This window comes from Pseudoalteromonas sp. APC 3691, from assembly GCF_030408135.1.
Classification (GTDB): Bacteria; Pseudomonadota; Gammaproteobacteria; order Enterobacterales; family Alteromonadaceae; genus Pseudoalteromonas.
Genome location: NZ_JASDCB010000014.1, coordinates 47,658 through 69,546 on the forward strand (window position 1 = coordinate 47,658; position 21,889 = coordinate 69,546).

22 protein-coding genes are annotated in these 21,889 nt (G+C 40.0%); 15 read left to right on the top strand and 7 right to left on the bottom strand.

What is annotated here, in order from left to right; genetic code table 11:
- Position 1: 1 nt before the first annotated feature.
- Together QL998_RS06765 and QL998_RS06770 are read right to left on the bottom strand one after the other, a co-directional pair.
- Positions 2 to 946: a DUF58 domain-containing protein gene (locus QL998_RS06765; RefSeq protein WP_182195309.1), complete on the bottom strand. Its 945-nt coding sequence runs from the start codon at positions 944 to 946 to the stop codon at positions 2 to 4.
- 3 nt (positions 947 to 949) lie between these two features.
- Positions 950 to 1,906: a MoxR family ATPase gene (locus QL998_RS06770; RefSeq protein ID WP_004335627.1), complete on the bottom strand. Its 957-nt coding sequence runs from the start codon at positions 1,904 to 1,906 to the stop codon at positions 950 to 952.
- A gap of 306 nt (positions 1,907 to 2,212) precedes the next feature.
- Between QL998_RS06770 and fadI the strand changes: the two genes are divergently transcribed.
- The 3 genes from fadI (at position 2,213) to QL998_RS06785 (ending at position 6,314) form a co-directional block, all read left to right on the top strand.
- Complete coding sequence (gene fadI, locus QL998_RS06775) at positions 2,213 to 3,523, top strand: acetyl-CoA C-acyltransferase FadI (protein ID WP_004335629.1); 1,311 nt, start codon at positions 2,213 to 2,215, stop codon at positions 3,521 to 3,523.
- On the top strand, positions 3,523 to 5,730 hold the full coding sequence (gene fadJ / locus QL998_RS06780) for a fatty acid oxidation complex subunit alpha FadJ (protein ID WP_290192364.1): 2,208 nt from the start codon (positions 3,523 to 3,525) through the stop codon (positions 5,728 to 5,730). The genes fadI and fadJ overlap by 1 nt, the downstream gene beginning before the upstream one ends.
- 74 nt (positions 5,731 to 5,804) lie before the next feature.
- Positions 5,805 to 6,314: a GNAT family N-acetyltransferase gene (locus QL998_RS06785; RefSeq protein ID WP_024604472.1), complete on the top strand. Its 510-nt coding sequence runs from the start codon at positions 5,805 to 5,807 to the stop codon at positions 6,312 to 6,314.
- A gap of 35 nt (positions 6,315 to 6,349) precedes the next feature.
- Here QL998_RS06785 and QL998_RS06790 read toward each other — a convergent pair whose 3' ends face one another.
- Entirely contained in the window at positions 6,350 to 6,736 is a 387-nt protein-coding gene (locus QL998_RS06790) for an MmcQ/YjbR family DNA-binding protein (protein WP_024596739.1), read from the bottom strand.
- 194 nt (positions 6,737 to 6,930) lie between these two features.
- Here QL998_RS06790 and yeiP point away from each other — a divergent pair, with 194 nt between their 5' ends.
- Both yeiP and QL998_RS06800 read left to right on the top strand, forming a co-directional pair.
- Complete coding sequence (yeiP, locus tag QL998_RS06795) at positions 6,931 to 7,503, top strand: elongation factor P-like protein YeiP (protein ID WP_002962153.1); 573 nt, start codon at positions 6,931 to 6,933, stop codon at positions 7,501 to 7,503.
- A 139-nt stretch (positions 7,504 to 7,642) separates the two neighbouring features.
- On the top strand, positions 7,643 to 7,837 hold the full coding sequence (locus tag QL998_RS06800) for a hypothetical protein (protein WP_024604473.1): 195 nt from the start codon (positions 7,643 to 7,645) through the stop codon (positions 7,835 to 7,837).
- On the opposite strand, the gene QL998_RS06805 is transcribed toward QL998_RS06800, so the two are convergent.
- Together QL998_RS06805 and QL998_RS06810 are read right to left on the bottom strand one after the other, a co-directional pair.
- Positions 7,834 to 10,086, bottom strand: coding sequence for an EAL domain-containing protein (locus QL998_RS06805; RefSeq protein WP_024604474.1), 2,253 nt, complete (start codon positions 10,084 to 10,086; stop codon positions 7,834 to 7,836). The genes QL998_RS06800 and QL998_RS06805 overlap by 4 nt on opposite strands.
- A 54-nt stretch (positions 10,087 to 10,140) precedes the next feature.
- A complete protein-coding gene (locus QL998_RS06810) occupies positions 10,141 to 12,864 on the bottom strand; it encodes an insulinase family protein (RefSeq protein WP_024604475.1) in 2,724 nt (907 codons plus the stop codon).
- 191 nt (positions 12,865 to 13,055) lie between these two features.
- Here QL998_RS06810 and sixA point away from each other — a divergent pair, with 191 nt between their 5' ends.
- Positions 13,056 to 13,526 (top strand): phosphohistidine phosphatase SixA, encoded by a 471-nt coding sequence (gene sixA, locus QL998_RS06815; RefSeq protein ID WP_024593905.1) that lies wholly within the window; start codon positions 13,056 to 13,058, stop codon positions 13,524 to 13,526.
- 23 nt (positions 13,527 to 13,549) lie between these two features.
- Positions 13,550 to 13,900: a RidA family protein gene (locus tag QL998_RS06820; protein WP_024604476.1), complete on the top strand. Its 351-nt coding sequence runs from the start codon at positions 13,550 to 13,552 to the stop codon at positions 13,898 to 13,900.
- A gap of 52 nt (positions 13,901 to 13,952) precedes the next feature.
- On the opposite strand, the gene QL998_RS06825 is transcribed toward QL998_RS06820, so the two are convergent.
- Both QL998_RS06825 and smrB read right to left on the bottom strand, forming a co-directional pair.
- Complete coding sequence (locus QL998_RS06825) at positions 13,953 to 14,894, bottom strand: AEC family transporter (RefSeq protein WP_024604477.1); 942 nt, start codon at positions 14,892 to 14,894, stop codon at positions 13,953 to 13,955.
- 27 nt (positions 14,895 to 14,921) lie between these two features.
- Entirely contained in the window at positions 14,922 to 15,479 is a 558-nt protein-coding gene (smrB, locus tag QL998_RS06830; protein ID WP_024604478.1) for an endonuclease SmrB, read from the bottom strand.
- Between the two features lie 152 nt (positions 15,480 to 15,631).
- Here smrB and prmB point away from each other — a divergent pair, with 152 nt between their 5' ends.
- The 8 genes from prmB (at position 15,632) to QL998_RS06870 (ending at position 21,601) form a co-directional block, all read left to right on the top strand.
- On the top strand, positions 15,632 to 16,567 hold the full coding sequence (gene prmB / locus QL998_RS06835; protein WP_007377743.1) for a 50S ribosomal protein L3 N(5)-glutamine methyltransferase: 936 nt from the start codon (positions 15,632 to 15,634) through the stop codon (positions 16,565 to 16,567).
- A 64-nt stretch (positions 16,568 to 16,631) separates the two neighbouring features.
- Complete coding sequence (gene aroC / locus QL998_RS06840; RefSeq protein ID WP_007377744.1) at positions 16,632 to 17,729, top strand: chorismate synthase; 1,098 nt, start codon at positions 16,632 to 16,634, stop codon at positions 17,727 to 17,729.
- 119 nt (positions 17,730 to 17,848) lie between these two features.
- Positions 17,849 to 18,226 carry a DUF4112 domain-containing protein gene (locus QL998_RS06845; protein WP_024591638.1) on the top strand — a complete coding sequence of 126 codons (378 nt, stop codon included), beginning with the start codon at positions 17,849 to 17,851 and terminating at the stop codon, positions 18,224 to 18,226.
- A 106-nt stretch (positions 18,227 to 18,332) separates the two neighbouring features.
- Positions 18,333 to 18,980: a glutathione S-transferase family protein gene (locus QL998_RS06850; protein ID WP_290192365.1), complete on the top strand. Its 648-nt coding sequence runs from the start codon at positions 18,333 to 18,335 to the stop codon at positions 18,978 to 18,980.
- A gap of 61 nt (positions 18,981 to 19,041) precedes the next feature.
- On the top strand, positions 19,042 to 19,503 hold the full coding sequence (locus QL998_RS06855) for a zinc-ribbon domain containing protein (RefSeq protein ID WP_290192366.1): 462 nt from the start codon (positions 19,042 to 19,044) through the stop codon (positions 19,501 to 19,503).
- Between the two features lie 118 nt (positions 19,504 to 19,621).
- Entirely contained in the window at positions 19,622 to 20,176 is a 555-nt protein-coding gene (locus tag QL998_RS06860) for an elongation factor P hydroxylase (protein ID WP_290192367.1), read from the top strand.
- Positions 20,166 to 21,329, top strand: a complete 1,164-nt coding sequence (locus QL998_RS06865; protein WP_182197778.1) for an ATP-NAD kinase family protein — start codon at positions 20,166 to 20,168, stop codon at positions 21,327 to 21,329. Before QL998_RS06860 ends, QL998_RS06865 begins: the two co-directional genes overlap by 11 nt.
- Entirely contained in the window at positions 21,326 to 21,601 is a 276-nt protein-coding gene (locus tag QL998_RS06870; protein ID WP_024596509.1) for a YfcL family protein, read from the top strand. Before QL998_RS06865 ends, QL998_RS06870 begins: the two co-directional genes overlap by 4 nt.
- Positions 21,602 to 21,889: the final 288 nt, after the last annotated feature.

Here is a 21,889-nt window from a genome sequence, read left to right on the forward strand (position 1 = left end):
GTTATTTTCTCACTAATTGCAGCTCAAGCGATGTTGCTGCATTGAATGATATTAAATTAAGACCCGATTTAGTTAGGCGATTAAAGCGTGCGCTAAATGCTTGCTCAGCATTTTTAGCAAAACGTTCTCTAAAGCTGTTATCCATTAATGGTAGGGCAAAGTCTTGACCATTTGCATTAACAGTAACGGCTTGCTTAAACGCAGGTAACTGATGCTCAAACGGATCGCTTATGTGGCAACCAATGAGCTCGCAGTGGCGGCTTAATATTTCGAGTTGCTTAAAGCTGGCATCATCCAGAGCATTAAAATCAGACACTAAATACACTAAGCTGCCTGGTTTTGCTAAATGATTAAGGCGCTTTAGGTTATCGCTAAAGTTGTTAGGGGCTGTTTTATCAATATTGTTGAGCGCTTGCTGGTGGTTGTCACATAAATTATGACAAAGCTTAAGCACGGCTTTTTCACGGGCGCTGGGTTTTAGCTCTAAATGCGAGTGCTGATTAAACACAATACCGCCAATTCTATCGCCGCGCTGACACGCCGACCATGCAACAAGAGCGCTTATATGCGCAGCTTGCACCGACTTTAACAGTAACTTTGAGCCAAACAGCATTGAGTTAGAAAAATCAGTAAATACAAATACAGGACGCTCTTTTTCTTCTTGAAAGAGCTTTGTGTGAGTCTCGCCGGTACGCGCAGTAACTCGCCAATCAATAGAGCGAATATCGTCACCTTGCTGATAATGTCGCACTTCGGCAAATTCCATTCCTCGGCCTTTGTGCGGTGCAAGGTATTGTCCTGTTAAGGTATTTTTTATTTTTACCTTAGGGGCAAGTTCAAGCAATTGCGCTTTGGCTTTGTAATACATCAGCTCTTTGAGTGCTAAATTAACACCGTGGCTATGGCTCTGTTTGAGCCATGCTTGGGTTTCTAATTGTTTTTGCATAACTTATGGTACGGCTACAAGTTCAACTATACGGCTTATTACTTGATCTTTAGTAATGCCATCGGCTTGGGCTTCGTAACTTAAAATAATGCGATGACGCAGTACGTTATGCACAACAGCTTGAATATCATCAGGAGCTACAAAGTCACGGCCTTGAAGCCATGCATGAGCACGAGCACATTTATCAAGTGCTATTGTTGCACGCGGACTTGCACCAAACTCAATCCAGCTACCTAGTTGCGCATCTAATTTAGCGCCTTCACGGGTGGCAATAATAAGTTGTACTAAATATTGCTCAAGCGGCTCTGCTAAATAAAGGCCTAATATTTCTTTACGAGCTGCAAATAAATCGCTTTGACTAATTTTTTGCATTACTGGTTGTTGCTCGTTAAGCGCTTCGCCACGTGTTAAACGTAGTATATCAAGCTCATGCTCTGCGCCAGGGTAGCCAATACTTAGGTGCAGTAAAAAGCGATCCAGCTGGGCTTCTGGTAACGGGTAAGTCCCTTCTTGCTCTAGCGGGTTTTGCGTTGCCATAACTAAAAACAGTTCGCTAAGCGGATAGGTATTTTTACCCACGGTAACTTGTCGCTCTGCCATGGCTTCTAATAGTGCTGATTGTACTTTGGCTGGTGCACGATTAATTTCGTCAGCTAAAATTAGGTTGTGAAAAAGAGGGCCTTTTTCAAATACAAACTCGCTAGTTTGTTGGCGGTAAATATCGGTACCTGTTACATCAGCTGGTAATAAATCTGGCGTAAACTGTACGCGCTGAAATGAGCCTTCAATGCCTTTAGCAAGTGCATTAACTGCACGTGTTTTTGCAAGCCCAGGAGGGCCTTCTACTAATAAGTGACCATCAGCTAAAATAGCAATAAGTAGCGCTTGAGTAAGCTCTGGCTGGCCAATGATTTGTGTATCTAAGTACGTTTTTAATTGTGAAAATGCGTTAGCTGCCATAATAAGTGGACTGTCCTCGTCAGCTGGGTTTGTACCTAATAGTGTTAGGTGATAAATACTGACCTATTTATAAGGTTTATAATTGGGTAACTCAAGAGTTAGACTGTATTTTTTAAAATAGTTCGTTATTTTTTAACGAATTTTAGCGTACCACAAAACTTTGTAAATGCGTCTAAAAAAGCCTATTGTGATAGTCGTAATTAAACACTGTTTATATAAATTTGTGTTTATCTATTGGCTTTAGGGCACGGGTTGTTTAGAATCGAGGAAAACAAACAGGTCAGACCTGTCAGCGGGAGAGCATAAATGTCTGAGCAAAACATACTAAAAACACCAAAGGGCGACCGTATTGCCATCGTTAGCGGCTTACGTACACCTTTTGCAAAACAAGCAACAGCGTTTCACCATGTACCTGCACTTGATATGGGGAAATTGGTGGTTAACGAAATGCTTGAACGATTAAATTTCAATAAGTCAGAAATTGATCAACTTGTATTTGGTCAAGTAGTACAAATGCCAGAAGCGCCAAATATTGCACGTGAAATTGTATTGGGCACAGGTATGCCTGTATCGGTTGATGCATATTCTGTATCGCGCGCATGTGCTACCAGCTTTCAGGCTATTGCTAATGTAGCTGAGTCTATTATGGCGGGATCTGTAAGTGTAGGTATTGCAGGTGGCGCAGATTCGTCATCAGTATTGCCAATTGGTGTAAGTAAAAAGCTAGCAGGCAGCTTAGTTGATTTAAATAAAGCGCGTACGCTTGGTCAACGTTTAAAAATATTTTCAAAACTGCGTTTAAAAGACTTATTACCAGTGCCTCCTGCAGTTGCAGAGTACTCAACAGGCCTTTCAATGGGGCAAACTGCTGAGCAAATGGCTAAAACACACAATATTAGCCGTGAAGATCAAGATGCGTTAGCGCATCGTTCTCACTCACTTGCAACGCAAGCATGGGCTGATGGTAAGTTAAAAGATGAAGTAATGACGGCGCATTTACCGCCATATAAAAGCTTTATTTCAGAAGACAACAACATTCGTAAAAACTCAACGGTTGAAGGCTACGCCAAGCTTAAACCTGTTTTTGACCGTCAGCACGGTACTGTTACCGCTGCAAATGCAACACCATTAACTGATGGTGCAGCGGCCGTACTTATGATGAGCGAAAGCAAAGCAAAAGCACTTGGCTATGAAATACTAGGTTACGTACGTAGCTTTGCATTTTCGGCAATTGGCGTAGAAAAAGACATGTTAATGGGCCCAGCTCATTCAACGCCTATTGCACTAGATAGAGCGGGTATTACGCTTGCTGATTTAGATTTAATTGAAATGCACGAAGCGTTTGCATCGCAAACACTTGCCAATATGAAAATGTTTGCCTCAGACAAATTTGCACAAGAGCATTTAGGTCGCAGCAAAGCAATTGGCGAAATTAACATGGATAAGTTTAACGTTAACGGCGGCTCTTTAGCATATGGTCACCCATTTGCAGCAACAGGTGCACGCTTAATTACGCAAAGCTTACACGAGCTTAAACGTCGTGGTGGCGGTTTGGCATTAACAACAGCGTGTGCTGCTGGTGGTTTAGGTGCAGCCTTTGTATTGGAGAGCGCGTAATGACTGATTCAGTATTTAATTTAGCGGTAGATGAAAACAAAATTGCCGTAGTAACGATTGATGTGCCAGGGGAGAAAATGAATACCCTGCGCAGTAGTTTTGCCGATGACTTAAAAGCATTATTAGAAGACGCTAAGTCGCAAAATGTAAAAGGCATGGTATTTATAAGCGGAAAAACCGATAACTTTATCGCGGGCGCCGATGTAAAAATGCTTGATAGCGTTCAAAAGCGTGATGATGCTTTAGCTATTAGCGAACTATGCCATCAGGCATTTTTTGATATGACAAAACTGCCATACACAACAGTAAGTGCGATTCATGGCGCTGCATTAGGTGGTGGTTTAGAGTTTGCTTTAGCGTGTGACTACCGTGTTGGTACCGACAGCGATTTAACAAAAATTGGCTTACCAGAAGTGCAACTTGGTTTACTACCAGGTGGCGGCGGTACGCAGCGCTTAACTAAAATTGTTGGTATTCAAAAAGCACTTGAGTGGATGCTAACAGGTAAACAAATTCGCCCTAAGCAAGCTAAAAAAGCAGGCGTGCTTGATGACTGTGTACCACACAGTGTGCTGCTAAAAGTTGCAAAAGAATTTGCGACTAAGAAAAAGCCACAAGCAAAAGAGCCAAAGCTCGACAATATTAGTAAATTACTAGAGTCAAACCCGTTTGGCCGTAACTTTATCTTTAAAAAAGCTAAAGAAAACGTACTTAAAAAAACGGGCGGGCACTACCCAGCACCACTCGCTATTATTAAAGCTGTGCGTGCTAGTGTAGAGCTTGATGAGCTAAAAGCGTATAAAACAGAAGCTGAAAGCTTTGCAACACTTGTAATGAGTGACGAATCGAAAGCGCTTCGCGGTATTTTCTTTGCAACCACTGAAATGAAAAAAGAGTGGCGCAATGATGACGCACCAGCAATTAGCAAAACCGCTGTTTTAGGTGGTGGACTAATGGGCGCTGGCATTGCGCACGTAAGTGCTGTTAAAGCTAAAGTGCCGGTACGTATTAAAGATGTAGCAGAGCAGGGCATTAGTAATGCAATGAGCTACACCTACAAAATTTTAGACAAGCGCCTTAAGCGCCGTATTATGTCTAAAGCTGATATGCAGTTAACAATGAACCGTATTACAGGTACAACAGACTACAGCGGCTTTAAACACATTGATTTAGTAATAGAAGCTGTGTTTGAAGATCTTGCGCTTAAGCAAGGTATGGTTGCCGACGTAGAGCAGCAATGCCAAGAAAATACAATTTTTGCTAGTAACACGTCATCATTACCAATTTCGCAAATTGCAGCGCAGGCAGCACGTCCTGAAAATGTAATTGGCTTACATTACTTTTCACCAGTAGAAAAAATGCCATTAGTGGAAATTATTCCACACGAAGGTACATCTAAAGAGACTATTGCTCGCGTTGTTAACTTTGCACGTAAGCAAGGCAAAACGCCAATTGTTGTAAAAGACATGGCCGGTTTTTACGTAAACCGTATTTTAGCGCCTTACTTAAACGAAGCTGCTAATTTAATGCTTGCGGGTGAGCCAATTGAAAAGATTGATGCAGCCCTAGTTGAGTTTGGCTTTCCGGTAGGACCGCTGGCTCTACTTGATGAAGTAGGGATTGATATTGGCTCTAAAATTACTCCAATTCTTGAAAAAGAATTAGGTGAGCGTTTTAAAGGCCCTGATGCATTTATGCGTATGATTGATTCAAAACGCCTTGGCCGTAAGTCCGGTCGTGGTTTTTATGAATACGACAAAAAAGGCAAAAAGGTTGATGAGTCAGTTTACGAACTATTGGGTGTTACCCCAGCTCCACGTTTAAACAAAAGCGAAATTGCTAAGCGATGTGTATCTAAAATGCTTAACGAAGCAGTACGCTGTTTAGATGATGGCATTATTGCAAGCCCTCGTGATGGCGACATTGGTGCAATATTTGGTATTGGTTTCCCACCATTTTTAGGTGGCCCGTTTAGCTATATGGATAAATTAGGCGCAAGTAAAATAAGCTCTGATATGTCTACACTAGCTAACAGCGATGCTAACTTTGCTCCATGTGAGTCACTGGTAACAATGGCAAGCTCTGGTACTACTTTTTATAATGCAGCAACTGTTGAGGTTGTAGCTCCTGAAGTACAAAGCACTGAGCCACAAGAGCAAAGTGTCACTGAGCCTGAAGTTACTAAAGAGATTGAAACAAAAGAATAAAGTTTCTACTGTTTATAAAAACCGCATTTAGATGCGGTTTTTTTATGATTTTTAATATTTAAATGAGGAGCTTAATGACATTATTTACACAAAGATTGAGCATGTACCAAATGGAAGAATCTGATTGGCCTCTTTTTCTAGCGCTTCATCGCGATCCTCAAGTCCTTAAGTATTGTTTTGATATGCCAATGGAGTCACTGATAAGAAACCGCTTTGAGATACGCTTACCTCAGTGGAATACTAAATCACGCCACCCACTGTGCTTACTCATTATTAATAATAAAACAAAACAACCAGTGGGTGTTACAGGCTTTGCCTATGACGGAGAAACCGCAGAGCTTGGTTATTTATTATTGCCAGAGTATTTTAATAAAGGCTACGCGACAGAGTCTTTAAGAGCTGTGATTGATTGGGCTTGGAAAGAATGTGGTATTAGGCAGTTTAAAGCTGTCGTAACGCGTGGCAATATTGGTTCTGTAAAGGTGCTTAGTAAGTGCGGCTTAACCCATACCGATACACTTTTTAAAGTGCATACAATAGGCGAAAAGTTATACGACGATTTAATTTATACGCTTAAGGTGTAAGGTTTTAATGGGCTAGTAGCCTAGCCCAAAAAGTGCTACAAGTGAAGTGCGATAGCTTTTCGGTCTTTTTCTGGCATGTTTTCTACGACTAAATTAAATGAGTTATCAATCATTCTCTCAATTTCACTTTGTGCAATTGTGCCGTCTAAAATTACTGTGTTCCATAAGCGTTTATTCATATGGTAACCAGGGATCACTGCCGGGAAAGTATCACGCAATGATATTGCTTCATCAGGATCGCATTTTAAGTTAAGCCACCAAATAACCTCACCATCATCATTAGTTTGACCGTCATTGCCAATAGCAAGAGTCGCAAACATTTTATGATTCACTTTATATACATCAACCTCTTGCGCAAATGGTTTTGTAACCTGAACAAGTGGTTTTTTAACTAAATACTCATGTACTTTTTTCTGGTCCATGATCCATTCCTTGAAGTCATACTCGGTAAAGCTACCATAGCAGTTTTTTTCACATTTGATTATATGTATTTTAGTATAAATTAAAATTTTACAAGCTAATACAACATGTAGCGTAAAACCAACGTAATTTTAGTTGAACAAAATCCAGTTCGTGGTATGTTTCTGCCAATCAAAAAAATAATAGGAATTCACACATGCCAAAGGCGAGTGATGTTAAAAAAGGTACTGCTATTGACTTCAATGGCCGCGTTTTAGTTGTAAAAGATATTGTGCGCTCTGTGCCGCAAGGTCGTGCTGGTGGTAGTTTATACCGTATGCGTTTATACGATGTGGTAACCGGTGGTAAAGTTGACGAAACATTCAAAGACAGTGACATGCTAACGCTGGCTGATTTAACACGCCGTGAAGTAATGCTATCGTACATTGATGGCGACGAGTATGTGTTCATGGATAATGAAGATTACACGCCTTACAACTTAAACAAAGATGCTATTAGCGAAGAAATTTTGTTTGTTAATGAAGAAACGCAAGGCGTACACGTCATTGTTATTGATGGCGCGCCAGTAGGACTTGATTTACCATCAAGTGTTGAACTTGTTGTTGAAGAAACAGACCCATCTATTAAAGGTGCATCTGCAAGTGCTCGTTCAAAACCTGCACGTATGTCTACTGGCTTAAATATTTCTGTGCCAGAGCATATTTCAACAGGTGACCGTATCCGTATTAATACTGTTGAACACAAATTTATGGGTCGTGCTGAAAAGTAACTTGTAAATTATAATTTTAAAAGCCGAATCTGTGTTTAACAGGTTCGGATTTTTTGTGCGCGGGGATTTGTTGCTTTAAATTTAATCACGTTAGCGTTAGAATAAACGCCGTATTTTTGAGCAATTTTAAGGGGTAGCTTTGTTTATAGTTTTACTAAGCAGTGCATTTATAGCTTTAATGTATTTAGAAACCATTAAAAAAGGCATGCCAATTAAGCGATGGCTGATTTTAGGCGGTTTACTTGGACCTGTAGCCTGGTGCTTGTTTAATCTACATTATCGTCGTGCTTTAGTAAGAAATGTAGGAATAAATGCGTGTATATGGCGCCCTTAATTTATTGACGCCACATTTTTATTTTTTCTAATTAAGCTTGGGGCTGCTTTAGTTTGTTGTTGCTTTAAAAATTCAGTAAATTCACTTTTTGATAGAGGCTTAGAATAGTAATAACCTTGTACTGTTTCGCAATTAAGCTTTTTGAGTATATCAATTTGATGAGCTTGTTCTACACCTTCAGCCACTACATGTAAATCAAGGTTATGTGCAATAGTGACTATTGAGTCGACCATATTACGGCCACGTTCGTTGGTCATGTCATCTATAAATGCTTTATCTACTTTAAGTGTATTAAGCGGAAATTGCTTTAAATACGCTAATGATGAATAACCAGTACCAAAATCATCCATTGCTAAATGAATACCTCGGGCACTTAACGAACGCATAATTGCAATGGCTTCTTTAGGGTCATCCATTACAGTACCTTCTGTTATTTCAAGCTCTAAAAAGTAAGAAGGTAATTCATTTTTTTGCAAAATAACGTCAATACGAGAGGTTAAATCGGGGAGGCTAAATTGCTTTGCTGATAAGTTGACAGCTACTCGGCCGCTAAATAAACCGCTATCTAGCCATTCTTTTACGTCTCTGCAGGCTTTGTTTAATACCACCTCACCAATTTCAATTATTTGGCCCGTTTCCTCGGCTATAGGTATAAAAACTCCCGGACTAATAATGCCTTTTTTGGGTGTAATAAAGCGCACTAATGCTTCCATTCCGGTTAGCTTGCCTGTGCGAATATTCATTTTTGGTTGGTAGTACACTTCAAAATGGTCTTCTTTTAAACCAAAGCGCATGAGGTTTTCAATTTGCAGTCGTTTAACGGCTTGACGGTTCATCGTGTCGTTAAAAAATAGGTAGCTATTACCTTTCTTTTTAGCATGATACATCGCGGTATCTGCATTTTTTAAAAGCAGTTCAGGTGTATTACCGTCTTCAGGGAATAATACAATACCTACACTTGAGGTGATTGCCAGTTCGTGGCCTGCCATTTTAAATGGTGTAGCAATGGCTGCTAAAAACTGTTTAGCCATGCGTGTAATTACATGTATGTCGTTAGTGTCAGACATTACCAGAGCAAACTCATCGCCGCCTAAACGATAAAATACATCATTTTCACGGGTTAGTTTATTTAAGCGCATTGCTAGTTTAGCTAATAAGCTGTCACCTAGCTGATGTCCTAACGAGTCATTTATTTTTTTAAAGTTATCTAAATCGAACACAAGTAAGGCGTGATGCGAATTGAGCTTTACTAGCTTTTGCAAATCAGTAAAAAATAAATTTCGGTTAGGCAGACTGGTTGTGCGATCTCGATTCGATAAGTTATGTAATTGCGATTCTGCTTTTTTACGCTCTGTTAAATCTGAATATACAACGACATAATTAGTTATTTGATTTTGATCGTTTTTAATTTCATCTATCGATATTTCTATCGGCAATAAAATGCGCTCACTATTACGAAGCTTCACTTCTTGTTGAATATGTTCGCGCTCTTTTACTATTTCAATAATTCTGTTTGTGTAGCTTGGCTCATAACCAGATAGGCTAAAATCTTTTCCTAAGTATTGTTCGCGTACGCCACCAAATAAGGTTAAAAAGCTGGGGTTTATATCAACCAGTTTAAAGTTTTTATCATAAATTGCTAAGGCGTCAGTGAGCGACTCAACACATTTTGCAAAAAGGTTTAAGCGCTCTTCAGTTGATTTTAACTGTGATATATCGCGAACGGTACCTGTCATTCTAAGGGGGGATAAGTTGGCGTCTTTTTCAATTATTTTTCCGCGATCGAGCACCCAGTGCCAACGACCAAAAGTATCTTTGATTCGGTAGGTGGCTTCAAAAAAAGCAGACTGCTCTGCAAAGTGCACTTTTAGCAAGTGCTCAACGTTATTAATATCGTGAGGATGGATAAGGCCTTTATTTGGTGGAAACCCCATTAACGTAGTTGAGTCCATTAAATACTTATCGTTAATGCGAATAACTTCGCCTGTTTTTATGTTCCAGTCCCAAAGTGTATCGCCGCTACCTTCTACGGTACTTTTAAGGCGTTTTTCCGAAAGTCGAAGTTGGCGGCGTGAACGTCTAAGTTTGTGGATTACAAATAACAGGTACGGCAAAGCAAGCGATATAATGGCGCTTGCTAGTATAAGTATATTGTCTGAGTTGTAATTAAGTGATGACTCAAAGGCAAAAAGCTCAAATGAGTAAGCAAGTACTACAAGCATGCTTAGTTTTATTATTGTTTTTATCATTTTTTGATTACTTCTAATTTACAAATGATAATTTAAAACAAGCTAAACCTAGAGTCAAAGAGATTGAGAGTAAACGGGCATATTTTGAGATTTACTGACTTTCGCCGAGCTTAAAAGCTCATATCTTGGTCTATTATCATCAAATAGGCTTAGTGCATAAACTTTTACTTCTCTTAGTGTTAGTGCGTTTAGGGCATCTAAAAGTCGCTGCTGCATATGAAATTCATGATCTCTGTTACCAATAGCAAGCCATAACCGTTGTGAGCGCAGGCGCAAGTTTTTATCTTTTTCTGCAATATGAGTACTAAGGCCATGTTTTTGCTGTTGCCAATCGTTTTCATCAAGTGCATCAATGTTATCAAGGTATTTTTTAATAAAGCTGTTATGACGATGCAATAATGTTTTTGCATCAAACTTAGGTGACTGCACATAAAATGCTATTCCAGCACGAGTATTAAAAGGTGCATAACCTGCGCCCACTAAATAACCTAGCTGTTGTGTTGTTCGTAACTCGTTAAAGTAATCTTGATTAATTAAATGATTTAACGCCATCATTTTTACTTTTTCGGCCACGCAATCCATTTGCGCTTGATAGTAAATAACCATTGCATGGTCGCTACAAGGAAGTTCTAACTCGTAGCGAGTTACTTTTTTAATTTCAAAAAGGGGGCGTCTTAAATCTTCAATTATGGCTGCGTTTTTTAGGTGTTCGGCGACCTTTTTTTGAAAGGCTAATGCATCACTTTGCTGCCAGTTACCATGTAAAAATGATTCAACATGTAGTGCTTTAAAAAAGTCTGTTCTGAACTCATTAAATTGCTGAAAACAGGTGTTTTTTAATGCCGATGCAAGCTCCCCAGGTTGAGGGTTCCAAGGCATTATTTTTGCGCCTAAAATACTAAATAACTCACTGACTGGTTTGTTTTGGTTGCTATTGCGCCAATGCCTTACAAGTTGTTTTTTATATTCAGCAAAGCGTTTTGCACAAATTTCTACATTAAATAAAGCATCTATTAATTGATCAACAAGCTCTAACTGACTGGATGAAAGCCCAGCGGTATGTAGAGTTAATCCACCTTGATGCGAGGTTAAGTGGTAGCTAAGTCCTGCAAGTTCTGCAGGATAAAATTGCTCGCCTACGCTATCCATAAATAAATCTGTAAATAAGCGGGTGAGTGCCATATGCTTTACATCTTTTACGGCAAAATCAGAATCCATGGCCAAATAAAAATGACCTTTAGCAACACGAAATGTGTTGTCTTGTTTAAACCAAAAGTCAAAACCGGGTTCTTTTACTAATAACTCGGGTTTCGTTTGTGGTTTTATGACATCAAATAACACCACTTCTTTTGTCAAATAAGGATTAGCGGTAGGCAGCAGCATTTCGCTCAGCGGTTTATTTATCTCGCTAAGTGCATCAAGCCAATTAGGTGAAATATGTTCTACTTTATATGGTGTGTTGTACCATGCGGTTTTATGTTCAGGCTCTACATCTGGATGTATAAGTACGATGCGCATATTATGTGGCGTTAACCACTGCATGGCCATTTCGTGGGTCGCTTTTTTAAAGCCTTCCATTAAATAGTCGCCTTGCACGTAATTTGCTTCGTCGTAATGCTGCATATTAATGCTTAAATTACTGACCCAATCAATCAAGCGTGACTTTTCTTGGTTATCGAATGCTATTTGTAATAGATTTTTTTTATCTTGGTATAAGCGCGGCAATTTTTCGGTGTTATCGTTAATTAAGCAAATGTATTCAAACACCATTTCAATAATGTCTTCGAAGTATTCAATACCTTCATCGGTAAGCGCTAAACTAATATTAAAGTCTTTAAAGTTGCTGCCATTAATACCACCGCCAGCAGAAAGCGCGTTTATCCAGCCTTGCTCTTTTAAAATAGAATAAAGAGAACCCGCGCCTTCATAGCCAAGTAAATGGGCAATAAAACTCACTGTTTTGTGGCGATAAAAGTCGTCAATATTAGGCATAGCAAAACTTATGATAAGTTTTTGCATATGCTTATGCGGCTCAATATGAAGTATTTTTCCTATGTCTTGTTTGCGATAGAGTGGCTCACTGATCTCTGGCTTTTTGAGGTTTTTATTACCCTTAATTGCGCCAAAGTAAGTTTGTGCCCAGCTTTGTAGTGTGTTTAATGTTTCGTTTGCGCAAATAACTAAAGTCATCCACTGAGCTTGGTACTGACTATTAAAAAAGTCGCGAAGCTCATCACTAATACAGCGCTCTCTGTCAGCTAAGGTTTGTAGGTTTCCTACAGAAAATTTAGCAAATGGATGAGCTGGATTTACCGTTTCTTTGTGGGCTTGATAAATACGGCGACCATCGTCTTTTATTTTTAGTTTAAACTCGGCTTCAATTGCGTTGCGTTCTTTTTCTGTTTCGGCTGAATTTAAAAGTGGCGCAATAAAAAAACGGCTAAATTGGGTAAGCGCCTGTTCAAATTCTTGGTTATTAATATCAAAAAAGTAACAGGTATGCTCAGTGCCAGTCCACGCATTAGTGTTCCCGCCAGCTTGCGAAACAAAATTATTAAAACTGCCTGAATCTGGGTATTGGTCTGTGCCTAAAAAAAGCATGTGCTCTAAAAAGTGTGCTAGGCCTTGCCTATCAAGAGGATCGTCAAAATGCCCGGCGTTAACTGCCATTGATGCTGCCGCTTTTGTAGAATCTTTATCTTGCACTAATAGTACTTTTAGACCATTGTCCAGTGTAAAGGCGCGGTATGCTCTGTTATCATTGCGGCTGATATTCAAATGATGCTCCTGAAACTAAACGTTTACTTGTTAACAACAGATGATGGCTTCAGGAAAGCGAAATACAGCTTAAAGATTTACCTGAATCTCATGAAAGAATTATTTAGAAATAAATAGATTTATGTTGTTAATATAGCTGACAAATGGGCAAACTGGCTACTGTTTTATATTCTTTAATCGGTTGATTTTTTATGAAAACAATCCTAATAATGCGCCACGGCGAAGCAACACCCATGCAGGCTGATGATGCAGGTAGAAATTTAACCCAAGCAGGGCACGATGAAGCTGAAAAAATGGGCCTTTGGCTCAGTAAAGCACATTGCCCTGATGCACTGTTAGTTAGTCCTTACATTCGTGCACAGCAAACAGCTGCAGGTGTGGCTAAAAATAACGTATTTAAATTTAGCGAAACCACATCCGATATTATCCCCGAAGGCAAACCTCAAATTGCTGCTGACTATCTTGAAACGCTTATTGCTACTCATCCCCAATGCAACACATGGCTTATAGTGGCACACATGCCTATTGTAAGTTATTTAGTGGACCAATTAAGCCCTGGTAATATGCCAATTTTTAATACAGGTGCTGTTGCTGTTATTAGTTATGATGAGCAAACCCAGCGTAGTAGTTATATAAGTATAAATGCCCCAGAAAACCTTTAATATAAATAATTGAGAAAAGTAATATGACGATAGAACGCTTACAAACAGGTGCGCGCATGAGCCGCATAGTAAAACACAACGGCACTGTTTATTTATGTGGGCAGGTATGCGCCGACGCGCAAAAAGGTATTAAAGAGCAAACTCAAACTATGCTTGATAAAGTAGAGGCGCTGCTTGATGAAGCAGGGAGTTCAAAAGAACATATGCTTAGCGCGACTATTTATGTAAAGAGCATGGAATACTTCGCTGATATGAATGCAGTATGGGATGCATGGGTACCCGAGGGTTATGCACCAGCACGTGCCTGTGTGGAAGCTAAAATGGCACGTGATGCACTACTCGTAGAAATATCTGTTGTAGCGGCCTTAAAGTAATTTGATCAAACAATTATATAGCTCATGGCAGTTTTGTTAGTTATATAGTTGTTTAAAGCAAAATAGCCAACCAAAAGCTAAAACTCAACATACACAATATAGTAGAAAGTACCACCGTCCCTGCAAGCGTTGCTTGATGCTGTTTTAACTGACACGCAATTAAGTAAGCATTTACCCCTACAGGTGATGCACTCAATAGAACTAGCACATTTCTTATTTGCTCATCTAACTCAAACACATAAGTTGCTGCAACAAATACCCCAGCCGGTAATATAATAATTTTTAATAATGAAGATATAAGCGCGGGCTGCCAGTTTGAGGCTATTTTATAAAATACTAAGTTTGCGCCTAGTACAAATAAAGCACACGGAATAGCGGGTTTGGCGAGTAAATCTATACTGCTTACTAAATTGTCATATAAGCTAAGCCCAGATACATTAATGATCAACCCGCAACCAATACTCAGTACGATAGGGTTTAGCACCATACTCTTGCTAAAGTTATACCATGAGAAGTTTTCAGCACTTCCTTTTGCCCCAATTAAAAAGGTCAGGGCAAATAGCAATGTGCTATGAAAGGTGATGATCATAAATGCAATAGCAATCATCTCTTTACCCAGTGACGCTATAACAATTGGGATACCTACCAACACCATATTTGAATAACTTCCTGCCAAACCAAATACGCTGTGTTGTTGATAATTTATTGCTTTATTATTGAGACATGGCTTATTTAAGTAAAAGCGGTCAATTAAAATGCCTAATCCAAACACACTCAAAACAGGTATGTAAAAGCTCAAAAATGCAAAAAGGCTAATACTTTGCTGTAAGTTTATTTGCGACATATTTAGTACTAAAAAGGCCGGTAAACTCACATAAAAAGTAAATTTACTTAGACCCGCAATGTGTTGTTCGTTAAAAAACTTTAACTTACAACATCCATAACCCAGTGCCACAATAAAAATGAGCGGAAAAATAATTGAAAAAATATGCACGTAGTTACATCCTAGTAATGGCTAAAGTTAGCGTCTAAATTCATCACTTTGCGGTAAATTAATTAAAATAAGTACAGCGCCTCTTCCACCATATTCGAGAGGGGCTTGGTGCATCGCTATTACGTCAGGGTGCTGTACTAAGTACTGAGGCACTTTGTGCTTTAGTACGCCGCCACCAATACCGTGCACTACACATGCACAATAATAATGCTGCTTTTTACATTCGTGAATGAGTCCAGCGAGTTCGTCTTTAGCAAGTTCTTTATTTAAGCCATGTAAATCTAGCGTCAAATCGGGTGCAAAGTCACCACGGCGAAGCTGTTTAGCTAGGAAAGTATTTTGGCCAGGTTTTACATATTTAACCGTGCCGTGGGTGTCTATATCGGGAATATAAACGTCTGAGAAGAAAAATTCAGATTGAGCCTGCTTTTTTTGCTGGGCAAATTGCTTAGCTTGTGACACCTTAGGCTTTGTATCAAAACGATGAGTATCTTGTTTAAATACTTTGGCGCCTGTGATCGTTTGACGAAATAAGCTTATGTCGTCATTGCTTAGGGACGAATGTGATGGAGTGTCTTTTTTCATAACTATTACCTAAACAAAAAAACGTAAAAACGCAGCGCAAAAGGCGGTACAATACTTAAATGAGGGGCAATTGTAATTTGCCCAGCGCAGATAGGCAATGCAATCGTCTTAAAGACTCAAAACAGTCAGTAAGCTAATACAGGTAAAAATATATGAGCGATTTACAAATAGAAGAAGCAACACTCGAAGAAGCCGTTGCAGAACTGTCAACTTTACATGACTGGTTACGTTGGACTACAAGCCAATTTGCAAGTAGTAGTATATTTTTTGGACACGGTACAGATAACGCATGGGATGAAGCTGTAAGCTTATTACTGCCTGCGCTTAGCTTGCCTGTTGATGCGCCAAAAGAATTAATGCACGCGCGTTTAACAAGCACAGAAAAAAACCGACTTGCGGGTCTTATTGCAGAACGTATTAACGACTGCACACCAGTACCTTACTTAACAAACATTGCATGGTTTGCGGGTATGCCGTTTTATGTTGATGAACGTGTACTTATACCTCGCTCACCATTTGCCGAGCTTATTAGTAACCGCTTTACGCCGTGGCTTGAAGAGCCACAATCGGTAAACCGTATATTAGATTTATGTACGGGTTCGGGTTGTATCGCAATTGCACTTGCGCAAGCTTTTGAGCAGGCACAAGTTGATGCGGTAGATATATCGTATGAAGCGCTTGAAGTCACAGACATTAACATTAACGATTACATGTTGAGTGATCGCGTGTTACCGATTCAGTCTGATGTATTTAGCGGTGTACCAGGTCAAAAATACGACCTTATAGTAGCAAACCCACCGTATGTTGATGCAGAAGATATGGCTGACTTACCACGCGAATTTCATCATGAGCCAGAGCTTGGGCTTGCATCAGGCCACGATGGTTTAGATGTAACCCGTACTATATTGAGCGAAGCGAGTGAACATCTAACTGATAACGGTTTGTTATTTGTAGAAGTTGGTAACTCTATGGTACATATGGATGCACTGTATCCGGGCGCGCCGTTTGAATGGATTGAATTTGAACAAGGCGGCTTAGGTGTATTTGTAATTAGTAAAAAGCAGCTAGATGAGTATTTTGCAAAATAAGTAAAAAATGAATAGCCAAGCCCTGTGCTTGGCTATTGGTAGTCATTAGGAATGAGGAAAGTTAATGGCAGGTAATAGCATTGGGCAGTTATTTAAAGTGTCCACCTTTGGTGAGAGCCACGGCGTTGCATTAGGCGGCGTTGTTGATGGTACTCCCGCAGGTCTCGAAATCACAGAGGCCGACTTACAAATTGATTTAGATCGCCGAAAACCAGGCCAAAGCCGTTATACAACGCAGCGCCGTGAAAGCGATCAAATAAAAATATTAGCAGGCGTTTTTGAAGGTAAAACCACAGGTACTAGCATTGGTTTATTGATTGAAAACACCGATCAACGCTCGCAAGATTACGGCAAAATTAAAGATGTATTTCGCCCAGGTCATGGCGATTACACGTATTGGCATAAGTACGGCTTGCGCGATTATCGCGGTGGTGGCCGTTCGTCTGCACGCGAAACCGCGATACGCGTAGCGGCAGGTGCTATTGCTAAAAAATACTTAAAGCAATTTCATGGTATTGAAGTTAAAGCATGCTTAAGTCAGCTTGGTCCTATCAAGGCGGAAACGTTTGACTGGGATGAAGTGGAAAACAACTTATTCTTTTTCCCTGATGCAAGTAAGCTTGAAGCACTTGACGAATATATGCGTGACCTTAAAAAGCAAGGTGACTCAGTTGGCGCTAAAGTAAAAGTAGTGGCAAGCAATGTACCAGTTGGCCTTGGTGAGCCAGTATTTGACCGTCTTGACGCCGAACTTGCACACTCATTAATGAGTATTAACGCAGTTAAAGGCGTTGAAATTGGTGATGGCTTTGACGTAGTTGAGCAAAAAGGCTCTGAGCATCGCGACGAGCTAACCCCTGAAGGTTTTACATCAAATCATGCAGGTGGTGTACTTGCGGGGATTTCGACAGGGCAAGATATTATTGCTTCTATTGCGCTAAAACCAACGTCGAGCATTACTATTCCGGGTAAGAGTATTAATACAAGCAACGAAGCGGTAGAGATGATCACTAAAGGTCGTCACGATCCGTGTGTTGGCATTCGTGCAATCCCGATTGCTGAGGCAATGATGGCTATTACCTTAATGGACCACTTACTGCGTCAACGCGGACAAAATCCACATGTAAACCACGAACACGGGCCAATTAACGGCTCTGTGTAAGTATTTATAATTATAAAAAACGCGGATTACCGCGTTTTTTTATGTCTGTAATTTAGTTTAAAGCTTTTCAGGAGTTGTTCAAGTAGACCCTATATACTGCAAGAAGGAGGGTAGTAATCATGAACGATAATATTAATGAACACTCACAAATAAAAGCCCAAGCTGCAATAGCCCGCTTAGAGCGATTCAGTAAGTTAACTGATAGCAGCATTGGCATTCCTTTTACTAAATTTAATATAGGTTTGGAGGCTGTGATTGGTTTAATTCCCGTTATAGGTGATGCCGCAGGGCTAATTTTATCAAGTTATGTGCTGATAGAAGCCCAGCGTTTAGGTGTGAGTAAACGTATAAAGACTAAGATGATTATCAATATGCTCATAGACTTTGTGGGCGGTTTAGTGCCATTTTTTGGTGATATTTTTGATGCCTTTTTTAAAGCTAACACGCGTAATACACAACTATTAAAAAAGCATTTAAACAAGCAGTTGAGTGAGTAATTAATAGCTTTAAGTAACAGTTAGCAAAGAGACTTTAAACAAAATGTTGTTGGTTGTTAAATCACCTAGTAAGGTAGGAGCGTCTATTCACTTTGGTATCTACAATATGCAATTATTTATCGGTAATAAAAACTACTCTAGCTGGTCATTACGCGCATGGTATTTAATGAGTAAATTTGATGTTGAGTTTAGTGAAACCCAGCTAGTACTCGACACCCCCGACTTTTACAATGAACTAAAAAAGACCTTTGCTTTGCAAAAAGTCCCAGCGTTAATTGATGGCGATTTACAGGTATGGGATTCGCTAGCAATTTGTGAATATATTAACGATGCTTACTTATCAGGCGCTGCATGGCCAAAATATATTACCCAAAGAGCTAAAGCGCGTGCACTAAGCGCTGAAATGCATTCAGGCTTTATGGCACTGCGCAGTGAAATGCCAATGAATATAAGAGCAACCCGTAAAGTAGACCTATCGAGCGAAGCACTAAAAGACATAGCCCGTATAGACGAAATATTTGCACAGCAACAAGATGTGTTTCCAAATGAGTGGTTTTTTGGTGACTTTAGTATTGCTGATGCCATGTATGTGCCTGTTGTACTGCGCTTAAAAACCTATCAAATTACGTTATCGGCAGAGGCGCAGCAATATTGTGACTTTGTTATGCGCTGTCCAGTATTGCAAGCATGGATCACTCAGGCATTAACCGAAACCGATATTGTAGAGTGTGATGAAGCAGGAACGCCTGTATAATTATTGTTTTTCATATGGCATGTTCTATGCCTTAAAATCATAAGTTTAAACTAGGCAGCTCATGTATCTAAATCACCCAAGGTATGGCAATAAACCGATAACTACCAATACCTCAGTGACAATAGAGACGATAGAGAATGCGCACTGGCGTTACTCGAGGCTTAAATACTTCCCTGATACGGTAATATTGGCAGATATAAAAAAGCAAAACTATGCCATTGACCCTCGGGCACTTTATGTTGATATTGAAGAGAAGTGCGAAAGTTGCTCTAAGGCATTTATTTTTTTTGCTCAAGAGCAGCAATATTGGTTTGAGGTACTTGATTTTTGGGTTGATTCACACTGTACACGTTGTTTTGAATGCCGTAAGCATGCCAGATATATACTAACTCTACGTAAACGGTACGATATGTTAACTAGCTTAGCCAATAAAACCTCAAGTGAAAAAACACAGCGTAAAGAACTTGGTAATACTCTTTACTGTTTAGGTATTATTAAAAATATCAATAAAGTGAAAGATTAATCCGCTTATATTTTACTATCCCGCCTTATTTTTACTTTAGTTGTAAAAGCCCGTACAATTCGTCTCGTTTTTAGTGCGCTAATATGGCGCTGTAACCGAGACGAATTAATCAATTTTTATGCATCAAATAGCTGATCTAATTTCAATTTTTGAGCGCACTTTTTATCAAAGTCACAATACACGACTGATAAAAGGCGATTGTGAGCCTGTGTATTTACCAGCAACAGAGCAGGTGCCATATCACCAAGTTGTATTTGCGCATGGTTTTTATGCCAGTGCATTACATGAAATAGCACACTGGCTGGTGGCCGGTGATGCACGTCGGTTATTAGAAGATTACGGCTATTGGTACTGCCCAGACGGGCGCGACAAACAAAAACAAGCTGAGTTTGAAAACGTAGAAGTAAAGCCCCAAGCGATAGAGTGGTTATTAAGCACCGCAGCAGGGTTTAATTTTAATGTGTCGGTGGATAACTTAAACGGCGAGCAAACATGTCGGTTTGATTTTCAGCAGCGAGTATATGCACGGGTATTATCGTTAATCGAAAATGGCTTTAACTCTCGTACAGAATCACTTTTAAAAGCACTCTGTGATTTTTACAATACACAGTGGCCATTAACAGCGCAGCAATTTAATTGGCAACATCCGAAGGAGCTTTGTAATGGCGTTTAAATTAGGTTTAATTGTAAACCCAGTAGCGGGTTTAGGCGGAACAGTTGCTTTAAAAGGTAGTGATGGCGCACACACAGCCGCTAAAGCAATCGAATTAGGTGCAGAACCCAAAGCAAATAGCCGCACAAAAGCAGCGCTTGAGGTGCTATTGCCTTATAAAGAGCGCTTAACTATTTACACTGTTAACGGTGACATGGGTGAGCAAACAGCAAAAGCTTTGGGCTTTAATGTAGAGGTTGTATATAACACTTTTGCAATAACAACCCCAGATGACACAGAACAAGCCGCAAAAATACTTAAAAACTCTGGTGTTGATTTGGTCTTATTTGCCGGAGGCGACGGTACAGCACGTAACATTTGCCATGCAATAGAGGATACCATTCCCGTACTTGGTATTCCCGCAGGTTGTAAAATTCATTCTGGTGTTTACGCTATCACGCCAAAGGCTGCAGGGCGCGTAGTCGAAATGCTGGTTAAGGGTGAGTTAGTTACCTTAGCCGATGCAGATGTAATGGATATAGATGAAGATGCTTTCAGGCAAGGCACAGTAAAAGCCAAACGCTACGGCGAAATGCAAACACCTAGCGAAGTACGCTATATGCAAGCGGTTAAAAATGGCGGTAAAGAAACCGACGAACTCGTACTTGCCGACATTGCAGCGCATGTTGTATCGCAAATGGATGAAGACACATTTTATATTATGGGTAGCGGCTCAACGGTTGAAGCCATAATGGAAGAAATGGGGCTTGAAAATACGTTACTTGGTGTTGATTTAATAAAAGATCAAACCTTAGTTGCCCAAGATTTAACGGCTAAACAATTACTTGAGCTTACACATGATCAAAGTACTAAGTTAGTCATTACGCTCATTGGCGGGCAAGGGCATATATTTGGCCGTGGTAACCAGCAATTGAGTCCTGTGCTTATACGCGCAATTGGCAAAGAAAATATTATTGTAGTAGCAACTAAAACAAAACTACAAGCGCTTAATGGTCGCCCCCTTATTTGTGATACAGGCGATGGCGAATTAGATGATGAATTAACGGGTTATATTAAAGTAACCACCGGATTTAACGACCATATTATGTATGCAGTAGGGCACCACAACATTGAAAATATAGGTGCTTTGCAAAACCAGGAGATTAATAAATGAGTTTAGTGAACTATATCGATGCAGCCCAGCAGTACTTCGATGATTTAGTAATAAAAGCAACTGACGATGAGTTATTTGCTGGCGGCTATTTACGAGGTCATTTTGATCTTGCAGTTGGTTATGCCGAAGTAGAAAAGCTGACAATCAGTATAGATGAGCTAAACGAAACTGTAGAGCAAAGCTTAGTTAAAGCATATCGCAACGGCGAGCTTAACGAAGAAGACAAGGCATTAGTTGCACGCTTATGGGATGAAGTTAAAGCCCTCGCTTAACCCTAAGTGTTACAAAAAACACGATGTGTTTATCACTATCGTGTTTTTTTGTTTGCCCAGCGAAGCTGGCAAACCCGATAGGCTGAAAGATGCCTTATCACCCTGACTAAGGGGAAGATAATCTGAATGGCAAGGGCGTCACTGGCCAACGGTGGGGTCTGAAGGAAGCCATAAGAAGTTAGAGGTACACAACTAACCGTAACCTGTTTCGGCAGTATTGGTGGGTCAGCGTGCAAAATAGCGCAACGCCCTATACTTAGTCAGACCAATACTGTGCTTGAGGGTGGG

Bases quoted from the DNA above. Each gene is read 5' to 3' on its own strand.
- QL998_RS06765 (WP_182195309.1), bottom strand. From the start codon at position 946: ATGCAAAAACAATTAGAAACCCAAGCATGGCTCAAACAGAGCCATAGC.
- QL998_RS06770 (WP_004335627.1), bottom strand. From the start codon at position 1,906: ATGGCAGCTAACGCATTTTCACAATTAAAAACGTACTTAGATACACAA.
- fadI (WP_004335629.1), top strand. From the start codon at position 2,213: ATGTCTGAGCAAAACATACTAAAAACACCAAAGGGCGACCGTATTGCC.
- fadJ (WP_290192364.1), top strand. From the start codon at position 3,523: ATGACTGATTCAGTATTTAATTTAGCGGTAGATGAAAACAAAATTGCC.
- QL998_RS06785 (WP_024604472.1), top strand. From the start codon at position 5,805: ATGACATTATTTACACAAAGATTGAGCATGTACCAAATGGAAGAATCT.
- QL998_RS06790 (WP_024596739.1), bottom strand. From the start codon at position 6,736: ATGGACCAGAAAAAAGTACATGAGTATTTAGTTAAAAAACCACTTGTT.
- yeiP (WP_002962153.1), top strand. From the start codon at position 6,931: ATGCCAAAGGCGAGTGATGTTAAAAAAGGTACTGCTATTGACTTCAAT.
- QL998_RS06805 (WP_024604474.1), bottom strand. From the start codon at position 10,086: ATGATAAAAACAATAATAAAACTAAGCATGCTTGTAGTACTTGCTTAC.
- sixA (WP_024593905.1), top strand. From the start codon at position 13,056: ATGAAAACAATCCTAATAATGCGCCACGGCGAAGCAACACCCATGCAG.
- QL998_RS06820 (WP_024604476.1), top strand. From the start codon at position 13,550: ATGACGATAGAACGCTTACAAACAGGTGCGCGCATGAGCCGCATAGTA.
- smrB (WP_024604478.1), bottom strand. From the start codon at position 15,479: ATGAAAAAAGACACTCCATCACATTCGTCCCTAAGCAATGACGACATA.
- prmB (WP_007377743.1), top strand. From the start codon at position 15,632: ATGAGCGATTTACAAATAGAAGAAGCAACACTCGAAGAAGCCGTTGCA.
- aroC (WP_007377744.1), top strand. From the start codon at position 16,632: ATGGCAGGTAATAGCATTGGGCAGTTATTTAAAGTGTCCACCTTTGGT.
- QL998_RS06845 (WP_024591638.1), top strand. From the start codon at position 17,849: ATGAACGATAATATTAATGAACACTCACAAATAAAAGCCCAAGCTGCA.
- QL998_RS06850 (WP_290192365.1), top strand. From the start codon at position 18,333: ATGCAATTATTTATCGGTAATAAAAACTACTCTAGCTGGTCATTACGC.
- QL998_RS06855 (WP_290192366.1), top strand. From the start codon at position 19,042: ATGTATCTAAATCACCCAAGGTATGGCAATAAACCGATAACTACCAAT.
- QL998_RS06860 (WP_290192367.1), top strand. From the start codon at position 19,622: ATGCATCAAATAGCTGATCTAATTTCAATTTTTGAGCGCACTTTTTAT.
- QL998_RS06865 (WP_182197778.1), top strand. From the start codon at position 20,166: ATGGCGTTTAAATTAGGTTTAATTGTAAACCCAGTAGCGGGTTTAGGC.
- QL998_RS06870 (WP_024596509.1), top strand. From the start codon at position 21,326: ATGAGTTTAGTGAACTATATCGATGCAGCCCAGCAGTACTTCGATGAT.